2 protein-coding genes are annotated in these 21,319 nt (G+C 73.4%); both read right to left on the bottom strand.

What is annotated here, in order from left to right:
• Positions 1-4: 4 nt before the first annotated feature.
• Positions 5-19,327 carry an SDR family NAD(P)-dependent oxidoreductase gene (locus P3T27_RS24475; RefSeq protein ID WP_280681973.1) on the bottom strand — a complete coding sequence of 6,441 codons (19,323 nt, stop codon included), beginning with the start codon at positions 19,325-19,327 and terminating at the stop codon, positions 5-7.
• Positions 19,324-21,318 (bottom strand): asparagine synthase (glutamine-hydrolyzing), encoded by a 1,995-nt coding sequence (gene asnB / locus P3T27_RS24470; protein ID WP_280681972.1) that lies wholly within the window; start codon positions 21,316-21,318, stop codon positions 19,324-19,326. Before asnB ends, P3T27_RS24475 begins: the two co-directional genes overlap by 4 nt.
• Between the last annotated feature and the right edge of the window lies 1 nt (position 21,319).

The raw sequence follows: 21,319 nt of genomic DNA, 5'->3' as shown, positions 1-21,319 counted from the left end.
CGGGTCAGTCCAGGCCCAGCTCGCCCCGGATGACCGCGTGCCAGTCGTCCGTCATGCGCCGCGCCGTGGCCTCGTCGAACACGTTCGCGTCGTACTTGAGGAACACCTTGTACCCGTCGCCCTCCCGGTAGAACTCCGTGGCGAGGACGTACTCCCCGGCGTACGGCAGGTCGTCGAACATCCGCAGGTCCAACTCGCCGGCCCCGGCCGGCGCTTCGTTGGTGAGCAGGTCGGCGCCCTCGAAGTTCTGGAACAGGAAGTTCGTCAGGACCAGCGGTTCGTCGTCCGATCCCACCGCGCGGGTGATCTCCGGCAGCGGGTAGCCGCCGTGCTCGATGCCGCCGACCACCTTGCGCTGCAGGGACTTGAGCAGTTCGGGGAAGCCCCCGGCGGCCGTGCAGCGGATGGGCAGGCAGTTCGCGAACTGGCCGACCACGTCCTGGAACCGCTCCTCGTAGCGGGCGGCCGCGGTCATGCCCAGGACCACGTCGTCCTGTCCGGTCAGCCGGTGCAGGAACCGCACGTACGTGGTGAACAGCACGATGGCGACGCTGACCCGGTGCTCCCGCGCGGTGTCGGCCAGTGCGCCGGCCAGCGTCGGCGACAGCCTCATCGTCGCCACCTCCACCCGGGGCATCCGCTTCGGGTCGTACGGACGGTCGCAGGGCAGCGCGAGCGCCGACCGCGGCCCGTCCAACTCCCGGACCCAGTAGTCCCGGTGCTTCCGTCCCTGCGGGCCGGTGAGCATCGCCTCCTCCCAGGCGACGAAGTCGCCGAAGCCGGCCCGGTTCAGGCTCCCCCGGCCCTGGTAGGCCTCCTTGAGCGTGCGGACCAGGACCGCCGTCGACGTGCCGTCCAGCAGGATGTGGTGCGCGGTGATCAGCAGCAGCCGCCGGCCGCCGGCGAGGGAGACCAGGTGCGCCCGCACCAGCGGGCCCGTCGCCAGGTCGAACGGGACGTCCACCAGGTCGCGCAGCCCGGCCAGTTGCGCGGCGCGCGAGGTGGTGGCGAGGTCGACCCGGTCGAAGGACGGCGTCCTGGTCGGGTCGATGTCCAGGTACGGCACGCCGTCCCGCTCGCTGAGGACCGCGCTCAGCACCGGGTGGATCCCGGTCTGCGCGCGGATCGCCCGTTCCAGGGCCGCCTCGTCCAGCTCGCCGTGGATCTCGAAGAGCAGCGGGAGGTGGTAGTTGGTCGACTCCGGCGAGCGCAGCTGGTCCCGGTACATGGTCAGCTGACCGCGCGCGAGGTTCCACCGCCCGCCCGCCGGGCCGGTGAAGTGGGCGCACAGGCCCTCGATGGTCTCGACGTCGAAGAGCAGGGTGGCGGAGACGTCGTCACCGAAGTCCTCGCGCAGGGCGTTGGTGAGCTGGAGCACGAGGATCGAGTCCAGGCCGTAGTTGGTGAGCGGCGCTGTGGTGTCGATCCGCTCGGCCGGGATGCCGAGGACGGCGGCCGCCTTGCCGAGGATGAGCGCGGCCAGGTCGGACGGCGTCGCCGGCGCGGCCGAGGGCTCCGGAACCGGGACGGGCACGGGCTCGGGGGTCGGCACGGGCTCCGGTCGCGGTGCCGACGCCGGTACCGGCCGCTCCGGCCCGCCGGTCCCCTGCCGTGCGGCGCTCCCCGGCCCGGCGCCGACCGCCTGCCGGGCCACCCCGTCGCTCTCCGCCGCGATGACCTGCTGCCCCAGCGGCAGCGCCTGCGCCAGCGGGAACACGACCGTGCCGAAGCCCTCCCCCGCCAACACGTCCCGCCAGTTCTCCGGCGACAGCGCCGGCGAGCCGGGGATCCGCAGCGACCGGTCGTCGAACAGCCACCAGCCGGCGAGCAGCCCGAACGTCACATGGCTGAACAGGTCGAACGCCGACAGCTCGTTCAGCAGCAGCCACCCGCCGGCCCGCATCGCGGCCTTGGCGTTGCGCAGGGTGTTGCGGGTGTCCCTGGTCGCGTGCAGCACGTTGGCGGCGATCACCAGGTCGAACCCGCCCTCGCCGATGTCCTGCCCGGCCAGCGGCTGCTCGATGTTGAGCAGCCGGCAGTCCAGGTACGGCACGTCCGGCCCGTACGCGGTGCGCGCGTGGTTGAGGAAGGCCTTGGACAGGTCCGTGTAGACGTAGGTCTCGATGCTGTCCTGGTAGGGCTTGAGCGCGGCGAACATCCCGGCGCTGGTACCGCCGGTACCGGCGCCGATCTCCAGGATCCGCAGCCGCGCGCCGGGCTCCCGGCGCAGCCGCTCCGCCACCACGCCGACGGCGGCGCCGGCCATGGCACGGTTGAACAGGTCCGCGACGTGGTTGTCCCGGTAGCAGCCCTCCACCAACTCCACCGAACCGCGCGGGAACATCACGTCGGTGGGCCTGGTCCGGCCGGTCAGGATGCCCGGCAGCGCCCGCAGCATGGCGGAGGCCAGCCGCAGTTCGGCCCTGCGGTCGGCGTCGGTCGACCACCGCTCGCACTGCCGGTCCCACTGCCCGAGCACGACGTCCACCGGCTCGGCCGGGACGAGGACGCGCCGGGCGTGCTCCAGCCAGTCGGCGTACAGCGGCAGGATCGCCGCGTGGTCGACGGTCGCCAGCTGCGCCGCCAGCACCTTCGCCAGCCACGGGTCCCGTTCGGCTCGACGCCACCGCACGACCTCGTCCATGAGGTCGTCCGCGCCCTCGGGCGCGATCAGCAGCTCACCGGGGACCCGCGACGGCGTCCGGCCGTGCACGGTGACCCTGGTGGCGCGGTCGAAGTTCGCCAGGGTGTTGTGCCGGTTGGTCTTGACGAAGGCGAGCTGCCGCTGGCCTCCGCCGAGCAGCGCGTCCAGGGCGGCCAGCCCCTCGCGCGGCTCGATCGACACCAGGCCGACCCGGCTCAGCCGCTCCCGGTAGAACGCGGACGTGACGCTCCCGAGGTCGCCCCACCACCCCCAGTTCATGACCCTGACCGGGGTGTCCCAGTGCTGTCCGAGCGCGTGCGCGTAGGCGTCGCTGAAGGTGCACCCGGCCGCGTAGTTGCCCTGGCCGGCCGCCGTCGTGAAGGACTGCATCGACGACAGCAGCACCGCGAAGTCCAGTTGCTCGCCGTCGAAGACCTCGGCCATCGCGGTGGTGACGTCGACCTTGGCCGCCAGCCCCGCGCGGAGGGTGGCCTCGTCCATCCTGGCGAACGTGCTGTCCCGCAGCACGAGTGCGGCCTGCACCACCCCGTCGATCCGCGGGTGGCGCTCCTTGACCGCCGCGACGGCACGGCGCAGCGCGGCCGGGTCCGCGGCGTCGGCGCTGAGGTAGCGGACGGTGCCGCGTCCCTGGACGGAGCGGATCCGGTCCTCGACGGACGCGTCGGGTGCGCTGCGGCCGATCCAGGTGACGTGCGCGCCGAACTCGCGCACCACGTGCTGGGTCCACGCCGTGCCCAGGCCGCCGGCCCCGCCGATCACCACGTAGACGCCGCCCTCGCGGTACACCGGCTTCGCCGGCGCCTCGCACGGCGCCCAGTGCCGGGCGAGCCACTGGCCGGCCCGCCGGACCCAGGCGTCCTCGGGCGACCGGGCCGGCAGGGCCGGCAGGTCGGCGGGCCACTCGGGGCCGTCGAGGTCGACGCGGCGGACGGTCCACTGCGCGTACTCCCGGCCCAGCGAGCCGAACAGGCCGTGCAGTCCGGCGTGTGCCGGCTGGACGGGGTCGTCGGTGTGGGTGGCCAGCGCGCGGGTCGTGACCAGCGTGATCCCCAGCGGCCGGGCGTCGTACCCGGCACCGATCAGCGCCTTGATCATGCGAAAGGCCGCGACGACGCCGTCGTCCTGGGCGGCCACGTACCCGGCGGCGTCGACGGGGTCGAGCTTGGGCTCGGGCGCGGTCCAGACCAGGTGGTCGATCGGCCCGAGCTCGCGCAGCGCGGCGGTCACCTCCTCGACGGACGCCGACGGCGGCAGCGGCCAGGCCAGCGCGCCGGCGAGGGCCGAGGGTCCGCCGACGGCCAGGACCCGGTCGGTCCGGGCGGGCACGGGCGCGTCGGTCGCGCTGATCGAATCCCAGACGGGGGCGAACAGTGCGGGCTCGCTCCGGCCCGTGCGGCGCGAGGTGTACCCGGTCAGCCGCACGCAGACCGCGCCGTCGGCGTCGACCAGGTCGATGTCCAGCTTGCCGAGCGGCCCGGACGCGCCGCCTCGGACGACGGCCCACATCGTGGCCGGGCACGGGGCGAACAGGTCGAGCCGGTCCAGGGCGAACGGCACGGCGGTGTCACTCATCCCGTCGAGGTGGGGCGCGACCGCCGCCTGGATCGCCGAGTCCAGCATCGCGGGCGTCAGCGCGCCGGGCTCCGCCGAGTCGGGCCGGACCAGTTCGGCCAGGACCGTCCCGGAGCCGACGTGCGCCCGCCGGATCGCCCGGAGGGTCGGACCGTGGTCGATGCCCATCGACACCAGGGCCTGGTGGATCCGGTCGCCGGACACGGTCTCCGGGCAGTCCGCGCGCAGTGCGGCGAGGTCGACCGGTGCCGGGCGCGGGGCGTCGGACGGTGCGATGCGGCCTTCACAGCACACGGTGGCGCCGGCGACGATCTCGAACCGGTGCCCGCCCTTGGTGTCGGCGCGCACGTCGACCCGGACGTCGACCGGGTCGTCCGCGACCTCCAGCGGCTGCACCCAGGTCACGTTGCGCATCCGCACCCGGGTGGCGCCCAGCGCCTTGCGGGCCAGTTCCAGGTAGGCGACCGCGGGCAGGAGGTGACGGCCCTGCACCACGTGGTCGCGCAGCAGGCCGTGGGCGCGGGTCAGCGTCACCGCGTCGGCGCGGGTCCGTGGCGCAGTGTCCGCGGGGGTCGGCGGCACAGCGTCCGCGCGGGCGGGCGGTACGGCTTCGCCGCCGGTCGCGGGCCAGTGCCGGTCGCGGGCGAAGGGGTAGGTCGGCAGCGGGATGCGCCGGCCCTCGACCGGGGGCCGGGTGTCCTCGGGCACCCGGGCCGGGCTCGTGCCGTCGAGGACCCGGATCAGCTCCTCGCGGTCGCGCACCACGCAGGCGAACCGGTGCGCGAACCGCTCCCGGCCGACGGCCAGGGTGTAGGCGAGGTCGCCGAGGTCGATCGAGGCGTGGGCGCGGACGTGTGCGGCCAGTCGGCGCCGCTGTTCGAGGAGCTGCTGCTCCGTCCGCGCCGAGAGCACCACCACGTGCTCCGCCTGCGGTGCGGCGGCCGGTGCGGCGGTCCGCGCGACGTCCCACGCGACGTCCCGCGCGACGGACGGGGCCTCCTCGATCACGAGGTGCGCGTTGGTCCCGCTGGCGCCGAAGGAGCTCACCACGCCGCAGCGCGGCACCCCGGCGGGGGTCTCCCAGTCGTGGGTGCGGGTGCTCAGGTAGAACGGGCTGCCCGCCAGCGGGATCGCCTCGTTCGCGCTCTCGAAGTGCAGCGAGGCGGGGATCCGCCGGTGTTTGATCGCCAGCAGCACCTTCAGCACACCCGCGACGCCGGCCGCGAACTGGGCGTGGCCGATGTTGGTCTTCAGCGAACCGACCGCGCAGTACTCCGCCTTGTCGGTGCGGGCGCGGAACGCGCGGTTCAGCGCCTGGAACTCGATCGGGTCGCCCAGCTTGGTGCCGGTGCCGTGCGCCTCGACGAGTCCGATGCGTTCCACGTCGACGTCGAACCGCTCGTACACCTCGCCGAGCAGAGCCTCCTGGGACACCGAACTCGGCGCGGTGATCCCGTTGGTGGCGCCGTCCTGGTTGACGCCGCTGGCCTTGATCACGCCGTGGATGTGGTCGCCGTCGGCCAGTGCGTCCGCGAGCCGCTTCAGTACGACGACCCCGACGCCCTCGCCGGGTACGAAGCCGTCGGCGCGGTGGTCGAAGGTGTGGCAGCGGCCGGTCGGCGAGAGCATGCCGGCGCGGCCCGCGAGCCCGTACAGCCGTGGTGTGGACTGCACGAACACCCCGCCCGCCAGCGCCATCGAGGTCTCGCCGGACCACAGGTCCTTGCACGCCAGGTCGATCGCCACGAGCGAGCTGGAGCACGAGGTGTCGACGGCGATCGCCGGGCCCTTGAGGTCGAGGAAGTAGCCCACCCGGCTCGGGATGACCGAGGCCATGTTGCCCCACAGGGTCTGCGCCGGTGCGTCCCGGTCGAGCAGCGTCTGGTAGTCCCCCGCCCACGCCCCGACGTAGACGCCGCAGCGCCGCCGGCCCATCCGGCCCGCGTAGCCGGCGTCCTCCAACGCCTTCCAGGACTCCTCCAGCAGCAGCCGCTGCTGCGGGTCCATCACCACGGCCTCGGTACCGGAGATGTTGAAGAACATCGCGTCGAACTCGTCGATGCGGTCGAGGAAGCCGCCCCGGGTGCAGGTGCTCACGCCGTCGAGGTCGAACCGGGTCGTCTCGGTGACCAGGTCGTCGCCGTCGACCAGGTGGGTCCACAGGTCGTCGAGCGAGTCGGCGCCCGCGAAGCGGCCGCTCATGCCGACCACCGCGATCGGTCCGCGATCCCCGGCCCCGGGCACGGCCCCGGGCACGGCCCCGGGCACGGGCACAGCCGCGGGCACGGGCGCGGGCTCCGCGACCGGTTGCGGGGCATCGTCGCGCGCCGCCGCCGGCGCCGGGGCGCCCTCCGTGTAGACGATGGTGTCCCCGTACTCGGCGAGCAGGTGCGCGGCCAGCCGGTCGGCACTGCTGAAGTCGAAGACCACGCTCGTCGGCAGGTCCAGCGACAACGCGTCGTTGAGCTGGTCCACCACGCGGATCGCCAGGATCGAGTCCAGGCCGTAGTCGGCGAACGCCAGCCCGCCCTCGACCTCGGCGACCTCCATCGCCAGTGCCCGGGCGATCTTCTCCCGCACCACCGCGGGCACGAGCTCGTCCAGGCTCCGTGGTGCGACGGCGGGTTCGGGGCTCACCGCCGCGACCGGTGCCGTGACCACCGGTGCGGCCGGCGGACGTGGCGCCGGCAGCGGGGCCGGTGCCTGCCGGGTCAGGTCGCCGATCCAGAACCGCTCCTTGGCGAACGGGTACGTCGGCAGCGACAGCACCCGGCGCGGCGCCCCCCGGTGCAGGCGCTCCCAGTCCACCTCGACGCCCGACGCCCACAGCGCCGCGAGCTTGGACAGCTTGCCGGCGGTGACCCACTGCCGTACCAGCAGTTCCTGCAGATCGCTGTCACCGGTGATCTCCGCGAGCAGACCGCCCGCATCCCCGGCGGTGCCCCGGTGCCCCCGGCCCGCCCGCAGCGCGGCCCGCAGCTCCGCGGTCGACGACGCCGCGACCGCGTACCGCTCGGCCATCGCTTCCCGCCCGACCTGGAGCGTGAAGGCCAGGTCGGCGAGATCGGTGTCCGGATTGCGGTCGAGGTAGCCGGCCAGCCGGTCCACCGACGCGGTGAGCTGTTCGGGAGTCCTCGCCGAGAGGACGACGACCTGTTCGGCGCCGTTGGGCGCGCCGTCTGTGGGCTGCACGGAATACTCCTCGACGATCACGTGCGCGTTCGAGCCGCCGGCACCGAAGGAGGACACCGCCGCGATCCGCGGGCCGTCGGAGTGCCACGGGCTCAGCTCGCGCTGGACCCGGAACGGGGTCCGCTCGAAGGCGATGTTCGGGTTGAGCTGTTCGGCGTGCAGGCTCGGCGCGAGCTGCCGGTGCTTGAGCTGGAGCAGGACCTTCGTCAGACCGGCCACCCCGGCCGCGGCCTCCAGGTGGCCGATGCCCGACTTCGCCGAGCCGATCGCGCAGTACTGCCGGTCCATGGTGTCCTGCTCGAACGCCATGGTCAGGCCGGTGATCTCGATCGGATCGCCCAGTTCGGTGCCGGTACCGTGGGCCTCGACGTAACTGACCTGCCGCGCGGAGACCCCGGCCCGGTCCAGCGCTCGCCGGATCACGTCGGCCTGGGCGACCGGGCTCGGCACCGTGTAGCCGGTGGAGCGGCCGCCGTGGTTGACGCTGGAGCCCCGGATCACCGCGAGCACGCGGTCCCCGTCGGCCACCGCGCGGGACAGCGGCTTGAGCAGCACGCAGCCCACGCCTTCGCCGGGGACGAACCCGTGGCCGCCGGTGCCGAAGCTGCGGCAGTGCTGGTCGGGCGAGAGCATGCCGGAGCGGCACAGTTCGACGTAGTCCAGCGGGTGCGCGTAGAGGTTCACGCCACCGGCGATCGCCACCTCGCAGGCGCCGCGCCGGAGTTGCTCGCACGCCTCGTGGATCGCGGTCAGCGACGCCGAGCACATCGTGTCGATCGTCAGGCTCGGGCCTCGCAGGTCGAGCAGGTAGGAGGCGCGGGCGCTCAGCGAGGCGAACGACAGCCCGGGCACCACGAGTTCACCCGAGGGCAGGCGGCCCACCTCGTGTCGGGCGTGGCCGACCTTGGTGACGCCGGCGAACACCCCGACCCCGTGGCCGTGGCGGTCGGCGAGGCGCGCCCTGGTGTAGCCCGCGTCCTCCAGCACCTCCCACGAGGCCTGAACGAACAGCCGTTCCTGCGGGTCCATGGCGTAGGCGTCGCGCGGGGCGATGCCGAAGAACCGGGGATCGAACGCCGCGAAGTCGTCGAGGAAGCCGCCCCACTTGCTGTAGCTGCGGCCGGTGGCCACCGCCGTGTTGCGGTCCGGTTCGAAGAAGCCCTCCAGCGGCCAGCGGTCCACCTCGCGGACGCAGTCGCGGCCCGCCCTGAGGTTCTCCCAGAACTCCTCGGGGTCGGCGGCGCCCGGGTAGCGGCCGCTCAGCCCGATGACCGCGATCGGCTCATCGGCGACGGCGTCGGGCCCGTCGGTCGCGACGACCGGCTTCCCGGACGGCTGCTCCGACGGCCTCTCGGACGGCTGCTCGATGGTGGCGGGCCGGTCGGCGACCGGCTGCCGGCGCGCATGTTCCGGCTGCCGGCCGACGGGTCCGCCGGCGGGTCGGCCGGCGACGTGACCGGCGAGTTGACCGGCCACCGCCCGCAGGGTCGGCTGCTCGTAGAAGATCGTCGAGGACACCTCGGGGTAGGTCCTGACCAGTTCCCGGTTGAGCTGGATGACCATCACCGAGTCCAGGCCGATGTCGACGAGCGGGCGGTCGGGGTCGACCGAGCCCGGCGCCAGCCCGCTGACCTCGGAGAACAGGGTGAGCAAGTGGTGAAGGACATGCGGGTCGGCGCTGGGCGTGGCGGTCGTCGCCACCGGCGCAGGCACCGAGGCCTGCGTCCCCGTCCCCGTCCCGGTCTGCGCCCGCTCCCGGTCGCCGTAGTGCACCCACACCTGGTCCGCCCCCGTGTTCCAGGCGTCGATCAGCGCCGCGAGCCCGTCCTGCGTGGGCATCGGCGCCAGCCCCCGGTCCTCCCACAGGTACGCCCGGGTCCGCTCGCTGACCCGCATGCCGCCGTCCTCCCACAGCGGCCACGCGATGGACGACGTGCGCCCGCGGCGGCTCCCCGCCGCGACCCGCGCGTTGCGCACGGCGGCGAACTCGTCGAGGAAGGCGTTGGCGGTCGCGTAGTCGGACTGGCCGGGGTTGCCGGTGATCGCGGCGCCCGAGGAGAACGTCAGCACGAACTCCAGCGGGCAGTGCTCGGTGGCCCGGTCGAGGTGCACGAGGCCGTCCACCTTGGTCGCGAGCACGTCGTCCCACTGCTCGGCGGTCTTGTCCGCAAGCAGCGAGTCGCGCACCACACCGGCGGCGTGCACGATGCCGGTGATCCCGCCCGCCTCGGCGACCAGGTGCCGCACCTCCTCCCAGCGGGAGACGTCGGCGCGCACGTACCGCGCGACCGCACCCGCCTGCCGCAACTCGGCGAGCAGGCCCTCGATCCGGTCGTCGCCCGGCGACCGGCCGGCGAGCACGATGGTCGGTCGCCGCACGTCGGCGGCGATGCGCCGGGCGGTGGCGGCGCCGATCCCACCGGCGCCGCCCGTGATCAGGTACACGCCGCCGTCCCGCCAGGGCCGGTCGGACGCTGCTCCCCGGATCACGGCCGGGGCCCAGCTGCGCGTGTGCCGGACGCCGTCGCGGTAGCTCACGAGGTCGTCGGCGGCGCGGGCGTTCTCCGCCACGACGGCGGCCAGGTCGTCGCCGGCGACACCCTCGACACCGATGACCTGACCGACGATCCGCGGGTTCTCCTTGGTCGCGGTGCGCAGCAGGCCGACCAGGGCGAGGTCGTGGGTGACGACCTGCACCAGCGTGGTGCCGTGCCGGGCGTCGAGGCCGCGGACGGTCTCCAGCACCTGCCACGACAGGTCGCGGAACCGGCTCTCCGGCCGTTGCCTGGCCGTGTCGAGGCGGATCGCCCCGGGCACCGGCCCGTCGACCCCGCACAGGAGGACGACGCGCTGGTCGTACCGGCCGGTCGCGGCGGCGGGCGTCGGCGTCCACCGTGCGGTCAGCAGGGCCGTACCGGTCGCCACCCCGGTGCCGGCCGACTCCCTCGTGCCGCTACCTCCGGTGCCGACCGATTCCCTGCTACCGGGAAGCCAGAACCGGTCCCGGGCGAAGGGGTATCCGGGCAGGTGGGCGCGCTTGGGGGTCCTGCCCCCGGACAGCGAACGCCAGTCGACGGCGCCACCGCCGATCCACCGCCCGATCGGCTCCGCGCTGCCGCCACGGTCCCCGGTGGTGACGAACGCCCGTATCCTGTCGAGGAGTTCGGCACGCGAGGAGACGACCCAGCCGACCCGTTCCGCCATCTCCTCGCGGCCGACCTGCAGGCTCCACGCGACGGACCGCAGCGAAACGTCCGCCGACTGCTCCAGGTAGGACAGCAGGTCCCGGGCCCGGTCGGTCAACTGCCCAGCGGTGCGGGCCGACAGCGGCACCAGGACGCTCCCGCCGTCCTGCTCTCGCTCTCCCGACTCTCCCTGCTCGCGCTGGTCGGCGCCGACGTACTCCTCGACGACGACATGGGCGTTGACGCCGCCGAACCCGAAGCTGCTCACCCCGGCCCGCCTCGGCGCGAGGCCGCCGTCAGCGCTGCGGGGGCGCGCCCAGGGCTCGTTGTCCCGCACGATGTGGAACGGGCCGCCGTCCAGTTCGATGTACGGGTTGACCTGCCGGACGTGCCGGGTCGCGGGCAGCACACCGTGCTTGAGCGCGAGCAGCACCTTCAGCAGCCCCGCGATGCCCGCGGCCGACTCCAGGTGGCCGATGTTGGTCTTGACCGAACCGAGGCCGCACGCACCGTCGTCACTGCGGCCCAGCCGGCGGAACGCCGTGCGCAGCGCGCGGACCTCCACCGGGTCGCCGAGCGCCGTGCCGGTGCCGTGGGTCTCGATGTAGCCGATGGTGTCCGGGTCGAGGTCGCCGACGGCGGCCGTCACCAGGTCGGCCTGGGCGTCGGCGTTCGGCGCGGTCAGCGAGTTGGCCCGGCCGCCGTGGTTGTACGCGCTGCCCCGGAGCACACCGAGGATCGCGTCGCCGTCGCGCTCCGCCGCCGCCAGGGACTTGAGCACAACCACCCCGACGCCCTCGCCGCGCACATAGCCGTTCGCGCCGGCGTCGAAGGTCTTGCACAGGCCGTCCGGGCTGAGCATGCCCGCGCGGTGCGCGCTGACGAAGGTGTCCGTGCTGAGCAGCACGTTCACCCCGCCGGCGACGGCCAGCTCGCAGGTGCCGGAGCGGATCGCCTCGATCGCGCGGTGCACCGCCACCAGCGAGCTGGAGCAGGCCGTGTCGATCGGTTCGCTCGGGCCGCGCACGTCGAGCAGGTACGAGATGCGGTTGGCCAGGATCGAGTGCGTCGTCCCGGTCGACGTGAACGCGTCCGGTTGCACGCCGCGGGTGGTGAGCAGCGTCGCGTAGTCGTTGCCCGTGACGCCGATGAACACTCCCGTGCTGGTCGGCAGGTCGGCCGGGCGGTACGCGCTGTCCTCCAGCGCCTGCCACACCGTCTCCAGGACGAGGCGGTGCTGCGGGTCCATCAGCTCGGCCTCGCGCGGCAGGATGCGGAAGAAGGCGGCGTCGAAGGCGTCGACGTCGTCCAGGGCCCCGATCCGCTGGGGGAAGTCCTGGGCCTCGATGGTCCTGCGGTGGTCCTCGTCGTACCGGTGCCACGGGAAGGCGGTGACGGAGTCCTCGCCCGCCAGCAGGTTCGCCCAGTACTCGTCCAGGGTGCGGGCGCCCGGGAAGCGCCCGGCCGCGCCGATGACGGCGATCGGCAGGCGCGGATCGGCCTCGGCGTGAACCGGCTGCGGCTCGACCGCGGCCACGACCTCTGCCGCTGCCTCGACTTCGACCGGCGGCGGCACCGGCGCGGCCCGGACCGGCGCGGCCCCGGGCTCGACCGTGGCTCCGTGCTCGTCGACCAGGTGGGCACCCAGCGCCTCCAGCGTGCTGACGTCGAAGAACACCGCCGGACTCACCACGACCCCGAACCGCTCGCGGATCTCCTCCGCGAAGGCCACCAGCGAGATGGAGTCGAAGCCGAACGCGTCCAGGCCGGTCCGCGGATCGAGCTCCGCCGGCTCGAACTTGAGGAGGTCCGCGGCGATGGAGCGCAGGACGTCCACCACGGCCGAGTCCGCAGGCGCGGCCGGCTTCGTGCCGCCCTGCACCGCTTGGGCCGGCACCGCGTCGACCTGCACCCGCTCGACCCGGACCGGACGGGCCTGCGGTACCGGCCGCTCGGCCGGCGTCGTCCCTCCGACGCCGCGCCGCACCCCGTCCAGTTCCCCGACGACCTCGCCCGAGCCCTCGACCAGCAGGATCCGGTCGTCTCCGAAGACCACGTGCGTGACCGGCACCCCGGCCCGTACCCGGATCCCCCCGACCCGGTTGAGCGCCACCCGGGTCCAGTCCGGCGCCCCGGCCCGCTTGGCCTCCCACTGCACGCCCTGGGCGATCACCGCGAGCACGAACGGCTCGACGGTGACGTTGCGCCGGACGTGGTCCTGCCGGAAGTCGGGCCGGCCGACGCCCAGCACCGTCCGGCCGTCCGGCGTGCGGAACACACCGTCGACCGCGCACGACGCCGGTTTGTAGTCCAGCCCGCCCTCGGCCAGCTCGGCCAGGAACCGTTCCCGGGTGAGGACCGGCCGCAGGTCGGCCAGGTCGACCCGACCGGTCGGCGCGGTGGCCGCCCGCACGGTGAACTCGACCGCCGCCGCCCCGTCCTCGGTCCGGACGATGCCGTGGCCGTCGGCGAACTCCGTGACGAGCCGCCTGGTCGCCGACCAGTCGATCGGCCGCAGCACCCGGAGGTCGTGGACCGACGCCTCCCCGGCGAACCCGCTGACCTTCGCGGTGGCCAGCGCGAGGTCCACCGCGAAGGTGGGCACGATCGTCGGCGCCTTGGCCAGGCGGTAGCCGTAGTCCAGCAGGTCGGCGAGGTGGACGTCGAGGCCGTAGCGCAGGCCGCGCACGTCGGACTCGTTGCGCCCCAGGAACGGGTGCAGCCGCTCGCGCAGTGCCAGGGGGGCCAGCACGGACGGCGCGCCGTCGGTCTGCTCGACCCAGCACCGCACCTTCTCGAACGGGTACGCGGGCAGTGACACCCGACGGGCCGTCGGCAGCCGGTCCCAGTCGACGGTCCTGCCGGCGACCCAGGTCGTGCCGAGCTCGTGCGCGGGCAGCTCCCGCCGCCCGGCCAGGTAGCCGTCGACGGCCGCCAGCGCGGACCGCAGGTCCCCCGCCACGAACGCCCACCGGTGGGGCAGTTCGTTCTTGCCCACCCGCAGGGTGAACGCGATGTCGGGCAGATCGGCCTCCCGCGCCCCGGCGAGGTGGTCGCGGAAGGTGGCCAGGTAGCGCCCGAGCGCGGCCTCGTTCATCGCGGAGAACACGAACAGCTGCTCGCCGAACGGCTCCTGACGTACCGGACGTTCGGGATACTCCTCCAGGACGATGTGCGAGTTCATGCCGCCGGCACCGATCGACGTGATGCCGGCCCGCCGGGGATGGGTGACCTGCCGGCCGTCGACGACGGTGACCGCAGGCCGCCAGTCGGCGAGCGTCTGCTGCACCTGGAACGGCGTGTCGGTGAAGTCGATGTCCGGGTTGAGTTCCGTGCTGTGCAGGGAGGGCACCAGCTTGCCGTGCCGGAACTGGAGCAGCACCTTCGCCAGGCCGATCATGCCGGCCGCCGCGAGCAGGTGCCCCATGTTCGCCTTGACGGACCCGAGCGCGCAGAACTGGCTGTCCGCCGTGTACTTCCGGTACGCCGAGGTGAGCGCGCGGACCTCGATCGGGTCGCCCAGCGCGGTGCCCGAGCCGTGCCCCTCGACGTAGCTGATCGTCCTCGGGTCGACCCCGGCGTCCTCGATCGCCTTCTCGATCGCGTGCGCCTGCATGCCCGGGTTCGGCACGGTGAAGCCGTTGCGGGTGCCGGCGTTGGACAGGGCGGTGCCCCTGATCACGGCGTACACCTGGTCGCCGTCGCGCTCGGCGTCGACCAGCGGCTTGAGCACGACCGCGCCGACGCCCTCGCCGAGGATGGTGCCGTCCACGCCGTGGCCGAAGCTGCGGATCACGTCGGAGGTGCCGGTGGTGAAGTGCTCCTCCGACGAGGTGATCAGGTTGTACGGGTGCAGCATCAGGTTGACGCCACCCGCGACCACCATCCGGCACTCGCCGGCCCGCAGCATCTGCACGGCCTGGTGCACGCACGTCGACGAGGCGGAGCACATCGTGTCCACGAAGATCGACGGCCCGGTCAGGCCGTAGAAGTAGGACAGCATGTTGGGGAGCGTCCCGGTGTAGCTGCCGCTCTGCGGGGCGCCGCGGGTGAGGCTGTTCTGGAAGCCGTACAGGTTGTAGTGGTTGCTCATGGTGCCCACGAGCACACCGACGTCGCCCTGGTAGCGGCGGTGGATGGTCTGCCGCGAGTAGCCGGCGTCCTCCAGCGCCTGCACGCCGGCCTGGAGGAACAGCCGCACCTCCGGGGACATCTGCTCGGCCTCGCGCTTGGAGATGCGGAAGTAGCGGGGATCGAACGCGTCGATGTCGCGGAGGAAGGTGCCGGTCCTGATCACGCTCTTGCCCCGGACGGCCCGGTCGCTGTCGTAGATGGCCTCGTGGCCCCAGCGTTCGGCGGGGACCTCCTCGAACGTGTGCCGGCCGTTCTCCAGCAGCTCCCACAGCTCGTCCATCGTGTCGGCGCCGGGGTAGCGCCCGGACACCCCGATGATCGCGATGTCGTGCCGGTCCTCGCGCGCGGGTTCGCGGACCTCGGCGGTGGTGGTGGCGGTGGCGGACACGGCCGGGGCCTCCGGCGGTACGACGGGCGTCTCCGACGGCGGTGCCGCCGGCGCTTCCGGCTGTGCGTCGGACGCCCCGGCCTCCGCCGTCGCCCCCGGCACGGCCCCCAGTACGGCTTCCAGTTGCCTCCGCCGCGACTCCACGAAGTGCGCCGCCACGTCCGCGATGTTCAGGTACTCGAAGAAGATCGTCTTGGACAGCGGTCCGAACAGCTTCTCCAGTTCGGCGGTCACCCCCAGGATGCTCAGCGAGTCGATCCCGTACTCGATCAGGTTGGTGGTCGACTCGATGTGCTCCGGGGCGTGCCGGAGGACCCCGGCGACGACCTCCCTGAGCAGGCCCTCGGTGCGCTCCAGCAGATCGCCCTCGACGACGCCGCCGGACGGCACGACCGAGGCCGACACCACGGGCGCCGGAGCCGCCCGGCGTGGCACCGCGAGGCTCGCCCTGGCCCCGTACCCGACGATGACGTGCGCGGGGGCGTCGGCGAGCAGGGAGCGGCCGAAGGCGCGCAGCCCGTCCTCGGTGGGCAGGGCCTCCCAGCCGCGCTCACGGCGCAGCGACTCACGGGTGACCTCGTCCAGCGTCATGCCGCCCTCGGCCCACAGCGGCCAGCTGACGGCGACGGTCCTGCCGCTGCGCTCCCCCGCGTCGACCAGCGCCTGCCGGTGCCGGGCGAACGCGTCCAGGAACGCGTTGGCCGCCGCGTAGTCGGCCTGCCCCGGGTTGCCGTAGACGCCGGCGACCGAGGAGAACAGCGCGAAGAAGTCCAGGTCGAGGTGCCGGGTGGCGGCGTCGAGGTTGAGCGTGCCGCGCACCTTCGGCGCGGTCACCAGGCGGACGTCGGCCAGGTCCTTGCGCAGCAGGTACTGGTCCCGCAGCAGACCGGCCGCGTGCACCACGCCGTGCAGCGAACCGTGCTCCCGCACGATCGTGTCGACCGCGGCGCGGACGGCCCGGGCGTCGGTGACGTCGACCGGCAGGTAGTGCGCGTCGACCCCCTCGGCCCGCAGGGACTCGACCGAGCCGGCGGTGGACCGTCCGCTCAGGACGACCGTCGCCTCGGCGCGGCCGAGGTAGCGGGCGATGTGCCGGCCGATGCCGCCCAGGCCGCCGGTCACCCAGTACACGCCGCAGGGGCGCAGGTCCGGCACCTCCGGACCGGCGTCGAGCCGCGTCTCGGCGGGCTCCAGCACCTGCCGGGTGCCGTCGGCGGCGTAGCGGACCTCGGTGTCGGCGGAGTCGTCGGCGCACTCCTCCCGCACGATCCGCTCGATCTGTGCCGGGGAGGCCGACTCCAAGCCGGCGACCCGGACCACCCGGCCCGAGACCAGCGGGTTCTCCAGGGCGACCGTGCGGAACAGGCCCCCCAGCGGCGCGTGGAAGTGCGCCGGGACCCGGCCGCCGACCAGCACCACGAAGCGGTGCTCGGTCTTGGGAGCGGACGCGAGCAGCCGCTGGGCCTCGGCGAACACCTGATCCGTCACGGCGTCGACGCCGTCGGCCGGGCTCGCCGGGGTGATCTCCGGCAGGGTCACGGTGTGCGCGGTGCGGGAGGAGCCGCCCGCGTTCAGCGGCCGGTCGGTCCACCGCGTGGTCGCCGTGACGACCCGCGCGCCCGCGTCGGCGGTGCGCTGGGCGAGCCCCCGCAGGCTGGCGCTGATCACGCCGTCGCGGTCGCACAGGTCGATGTCGAACCTGGCGAGCGCCCCGGAGTCCGCGCTCCGCCGCACCCACGCCCAGGTTTCGGACGGGCAGGGCCGGTACACCCGCAGCTCGTCGAGGGCGAAGGCCAGGGTCGGGCCGGCGGCCTCGCCCATCAGGACCACGGAGGTCTGGAAGGCGGCGTCCAGGACGCTCGGCGGCAGCACGTACCCCTCGGCCCCGGTCGCCGGGATGCGGGCGAGAGCCTCGTCCCGCCCGACCCGCAGCCCCCGCAGCGCGCGCATGTCCGGCCCGTACTCCAGGCCCTGGGCACCGAACTCGGCGTAGATCTCGGCGGGGTCGCGCGTGGTGGGGCAGGACGCGCGCAGGGCGTCCAGGTCCAGTGGTGCCGGCTCCGGCGCCGTGACGATCTCGGCGGAGCCCGCGCTGTGGGTCGTCTCGCCCCGGCGGAACTCGAAGGCGATCGCGTCTGCACGCGGCGTCAGTGCGAGCTCGACGTCGACCGGTTCGTCGACGACGACCGGCCGCATCCACGCGACGTCGCTCAGTCGGATCACTCCCTCCCGCGCCGCCGCGAACTCCACCGCGGCCCGCGCCATCTCCAGGTACGCGACCGCGGGCAGCACCCGGTGGCCGCGGACCTGGTGCGAGGCCAGGAAGGGCTCGGCTCCGGTGAAGGTGGAGGTGTAGCGCTGCTGCGCCAGGTCGGAGGTGTTGCGGTGGACGAGCGGGTGCAGCGTCGCGGCGCCCGGGGTCTCGGCCGGCGGCGTGACGTACCAGTGCCGGTCCCTGGCGAACGGGTAGGTCGGCAGCCGTACGCGCTGCGCCCCGGGCAGCGGGGGCCAGTCGGCGCTCCCCCCGCGTGCCCACGCCTGTGCCGCCGCGACCACCTCGGCCCCGGCCCCGGCGGGGTTGCGCACCTCGCCGTCCGCGGCGGACTCCAGCGCGGCGGCGAGCTGCTCCCGGTCCGCGACGACGAACGCGGCCCTGGCCCGCATCGGCTCGCGGCCGACCCGGAGCGTGTGGGCGATGTCGGCCAGCGACTGGCGCGGGCTCAGCCCGGTCTCGGGGGCCAGCAGGTGCTCCCGCAGCCGGGCGGCCAGCACCCGCAGCCGCTCCGGGTTCTTCGCCGACAGCGGCACGACGTACGGCCCCGGCGCCTCGGACGCCGCCGCACCGTCCTCGGGCGTCCCGCTCCCGTGCGCCGCCGTCGGGCGGACGTGTTCCTCCAGCAGCACGTGGGCGTTGGTCCCGCCGAACCCGAACGAGCTGACGCCCGCCCGGCGCGGCGCACCGTCGCCGCCCGGCCACGGCCGGGTGTCGCCGACGATGTAGAAGGGGCTGCCGTCCAGGTCGATCAGCTGGTTGCGGGTCTGGAAGTTGACCGTCGCCGGCAGGATCCCTGCGGCCATCGCGCCGATCACCTTCACCACGCCCGCCACGCCCGCGGCCGACTCCAGGTGGCCGATGTTGGTCTTGACCGAGCCGATGCCGGTGCTGCCGGGGCTCGGCGTGGTCCCGTTGGCGTCGTGCAGGCTCTGGAAGGCGCGCTTGAGTCCGACGATCTCGATCGGGTCACCGACCGGCGTGCCCGGCCCGTGGGCCTCGATGTAGCTCACGGTCTCGGGGGCGACGCCGGCCCGGGTGTAGACGTCCTCGATCAGCGCGGCCTGCGCCGCCGGGTTGGTGACGGTCAGCGAGTTGGTCCGGCCGCCGTGGTTGGTGCCGACGCCCTTGATCACCGCGTACACCGGGTCGTGGTCCGCCAGCGCCCTGGCCAGCGGCTTGAGCAGCAGGACCGCGCCGCCCTCGCCCCGGACGAACCCGTCCGCGGCCTGGTCGAAGGCGTGCGACCGGCCGGTGGGCGAGAGCATGCTCGCCTTGCTGAACGCCACGAACAGCTTCGGCGACCAGCACAGGTTCACGCCGCCGGCCAGCGCCAGGTCGCAGTCGCCGTTGTGCAGCGCGGCGACGGCCTCGTAGAGCGAGACCAGGGAGCTGGAGCAGGCGGTGTCGTTGGCGATGCTGGGGCCGTGGAAGTCGAAGAAGTAGGACAGGCGGTTGGCGACGATCGAGTACGCCGTGCCGGTCGGGAAGTAGGCGTCGGTCGGCACGTCGTCGCGTTCGATCAGCTCGGCGTAGTCGCCGTGGCACAGGCCCATGAACACGCCCGTGCGGCTGCCCGCGAGTTCGCCCGCCCGGTAGCCCGCGTCCTCGACGGCCTGCCAGGCCAGTTCCAGCGCGAACCGCTGCTGCGGGTCCATGGTCTCGGCCTCGCGCGGGGAGATGTTGAAGAAGGCCGCGTCGAAGCGGTCGGCGCCCTCGACGAAGCCGGCCCAGACGCTGTACGTCTTCTCCTCGCCGCTGCGCGGATCGCCGAAGTAGCGTTCCTTGGACCACCGCTGCGCGGGCACCTCGGTGATCAGCGAGCGCCCCGCCGCGAGGTGGTCGAACAGCTCGACCAGCGTGTCGGAACCCGGGAACCGCAGGGCCAGACCGATGATCGCGATGTCGTCGGCACTCATCGGCTCTCCCCCACTCGCTGCATGGCACGGCGGTTGTCCACGGTCACCCGCAGGTTCAGCGCGGCGGGAGCCGACCCGCCCGGCCGGCTCCCGCCGTCCAGCACGAACTGCTGGTGGAGCACGGCGGTCGTCAGCAGGTAGAGGAAGGCCTGGTCCTCCTTGGTGCTGATCTCCTCCACCGGCGAGGACATGATCTTGTCGACCAGGCGGCGGGCGAACCTCCGGTCCACGCAGCCGATCCGCGCCAACTCATGGTCGGACAGCAGCAGTTCCAGGTAGTCCGGGCGGCTGTCCTTGAACGCGGCGCTGCCCGGCGCGCGGTAGGGCTGTTTCGGGCGGCTGGTGGTCCACTCCGGGAGCTCGGCGCGGAACGCCTTCTTCAGGAGGGCCTTCTCGACCTGGCCGTCGTCGTAGCGCAGGTTCACCGACGCGGCCGCGCGCACCACCGCCGGGTCGAGGAACGGGCAGCGGTTCTCCACGCTGTGCGCGAGCGCGGCGCGCTCTCCCTGGGTGGACAACAGGAATCCGGGCAGCAGCGTCTTGTACTCCAGCCACTGGGCCTTGTGCACCGCGGACATCTCCGCGTAGCCCGGGGTCCCGGCGACGAGGTCGAGCAGGTCGGCGAACGGGTCGAACCGGTCGGCGAGCAGGCGCGCCGCGAACCGGCCGTTCTGGTAGCGCATCTCGTGCGAGAACAGGCCCGGCAGCCGTTCCACCGAGAACTGCTGGTACAGGCCGAGCAGATGGGCCTGGTGGGCGGAGCCGAAGTGCGCCAGCTCCGGGTGCAGCCCGGCCAGCCTGGTGCGGCGCTCGGCCTCGGGCAGCTCGTTCCAGCGCTCGCGCAGCAGGGTCTCGCGGAACAGCGAGTAGCCGAGGAACGCCTCGTCGGCGCCCTCGCCGCTGAGGATCGTCTTGATCCCGGCGTCGCGGACGTGCCGGGACAGCAGGAACATCGGCACGAACGAGGTGCGGAAGGTCGGGACCTCGGCGTGGTACACGGCGGCCGGGAATGCGTCGGTGATGTCCGTGCTGGTGATCGGGACGGTGGAGTGCACCGTCCCCAGGTGCTCGGCGACCAGGCTCTGACTGTCGGACTCGTCGAACTCCTTGTCCTGGAAGGCCACGGAGAAGGTGCGGACCTGGTGCGGCGAGAGCTGGGTGGCCAGTCGCGTCACCACCGAGGAGTCCAGGCCGCCGCTGAGGTAGACGCCGACCTCGACGTCGGACCGCAGGCGCAGCTCCACGCTGGTGCGCAGGGTCTGCCGGACGAGCTCGATCGCCTCGGCCTCAGTGCCGTCGAAGCCCGGCACGTCGAAGTCGAGTTCCTCGTACGGGCGCAGCGAGCGGCGGCCCGCGCTGATGGTCAGCACGGAGCCCATCGGCAGCTGGCGCACACCCCGGTAGGGGGTGCGGTCGGGCAGCGGCGTCCACGCGGCGTAGGTGGTGGCCAGCTCCCTCGGGTCGAGCTCGAAGCGGAAGCCGGGGAAGGCGCGGAACGCCTTCATCTCGGAGGCGAACAGCAGGTCACCGTCGTTGTCGGTGTAGAACAACGGGCGCTTGCCGTAACGGTCCCGGGCCAGGACCAGGTCACCGGTCGCCGCATCCCTGATGGCGACGGCGAAGGCGCCGTTCAGCCGGGTGAAACAGGCCGAGCCCCACTGGATCCACGCCTGGAGCACCACCTCGGTGTCGGAGTGGTCGGTGCGGAACGGCCGGCCGAGGCGCTCCAGTTCCGCCCGGAGCTCGATGTGGTTGTAGATCTCACCGTTGAAGCAGATCCAGTACCGCCGTGACGGGTCCGACATGGGTTGCGAGCCACCGGCAAGGTCCACGATGGCCAGCCGCACCGCCCCCATGGCCAGACCGTCGTCCAGGTAGTAGCCGGCCTCGTCCGGCCCGCGGTGGCGGATGTTGGACAGCATCGAGGTGATGACCTCGGCGGTGGCACCGGGGTGCAGCGAGGTCGAGAGGAAACCAGCCAGCCCGCACATG

The sequence above is a fragment of the Kitasatospora sp. MAA19 genome, assembly GCF_029894125.1.
In the GTDB taxonomy this organism is placed as follows: domain Bacteria; phylum Actinomycetota; class Actinomycetes; order Streptomycetales; family Streptomycetaceae; genus Kitasatospora.
The sequence above is the reverse complement of the archived record's forward strand: the minus strand, read 5'-3'. Positions and strand labels throughout refer to the sequence as shown.

Bases quoted from the DNA above. Each gene is read 5' to 3' on its own strand.
- asnB (WP_280681972.1), bottom strand. From the start codon at position 21,318: ATGTGCGGGCTGGCTGGTTTCCTCTCGACCTCGCTGCACCCCGGTGCC.
- P3T27_RS24475 (WP_280681973.1), bottom strand. From the start codon at position 19,327: ATGAGTGCCGACGACATCGCGATCATCGGTCTGGCCCTGCGGTTCCCG.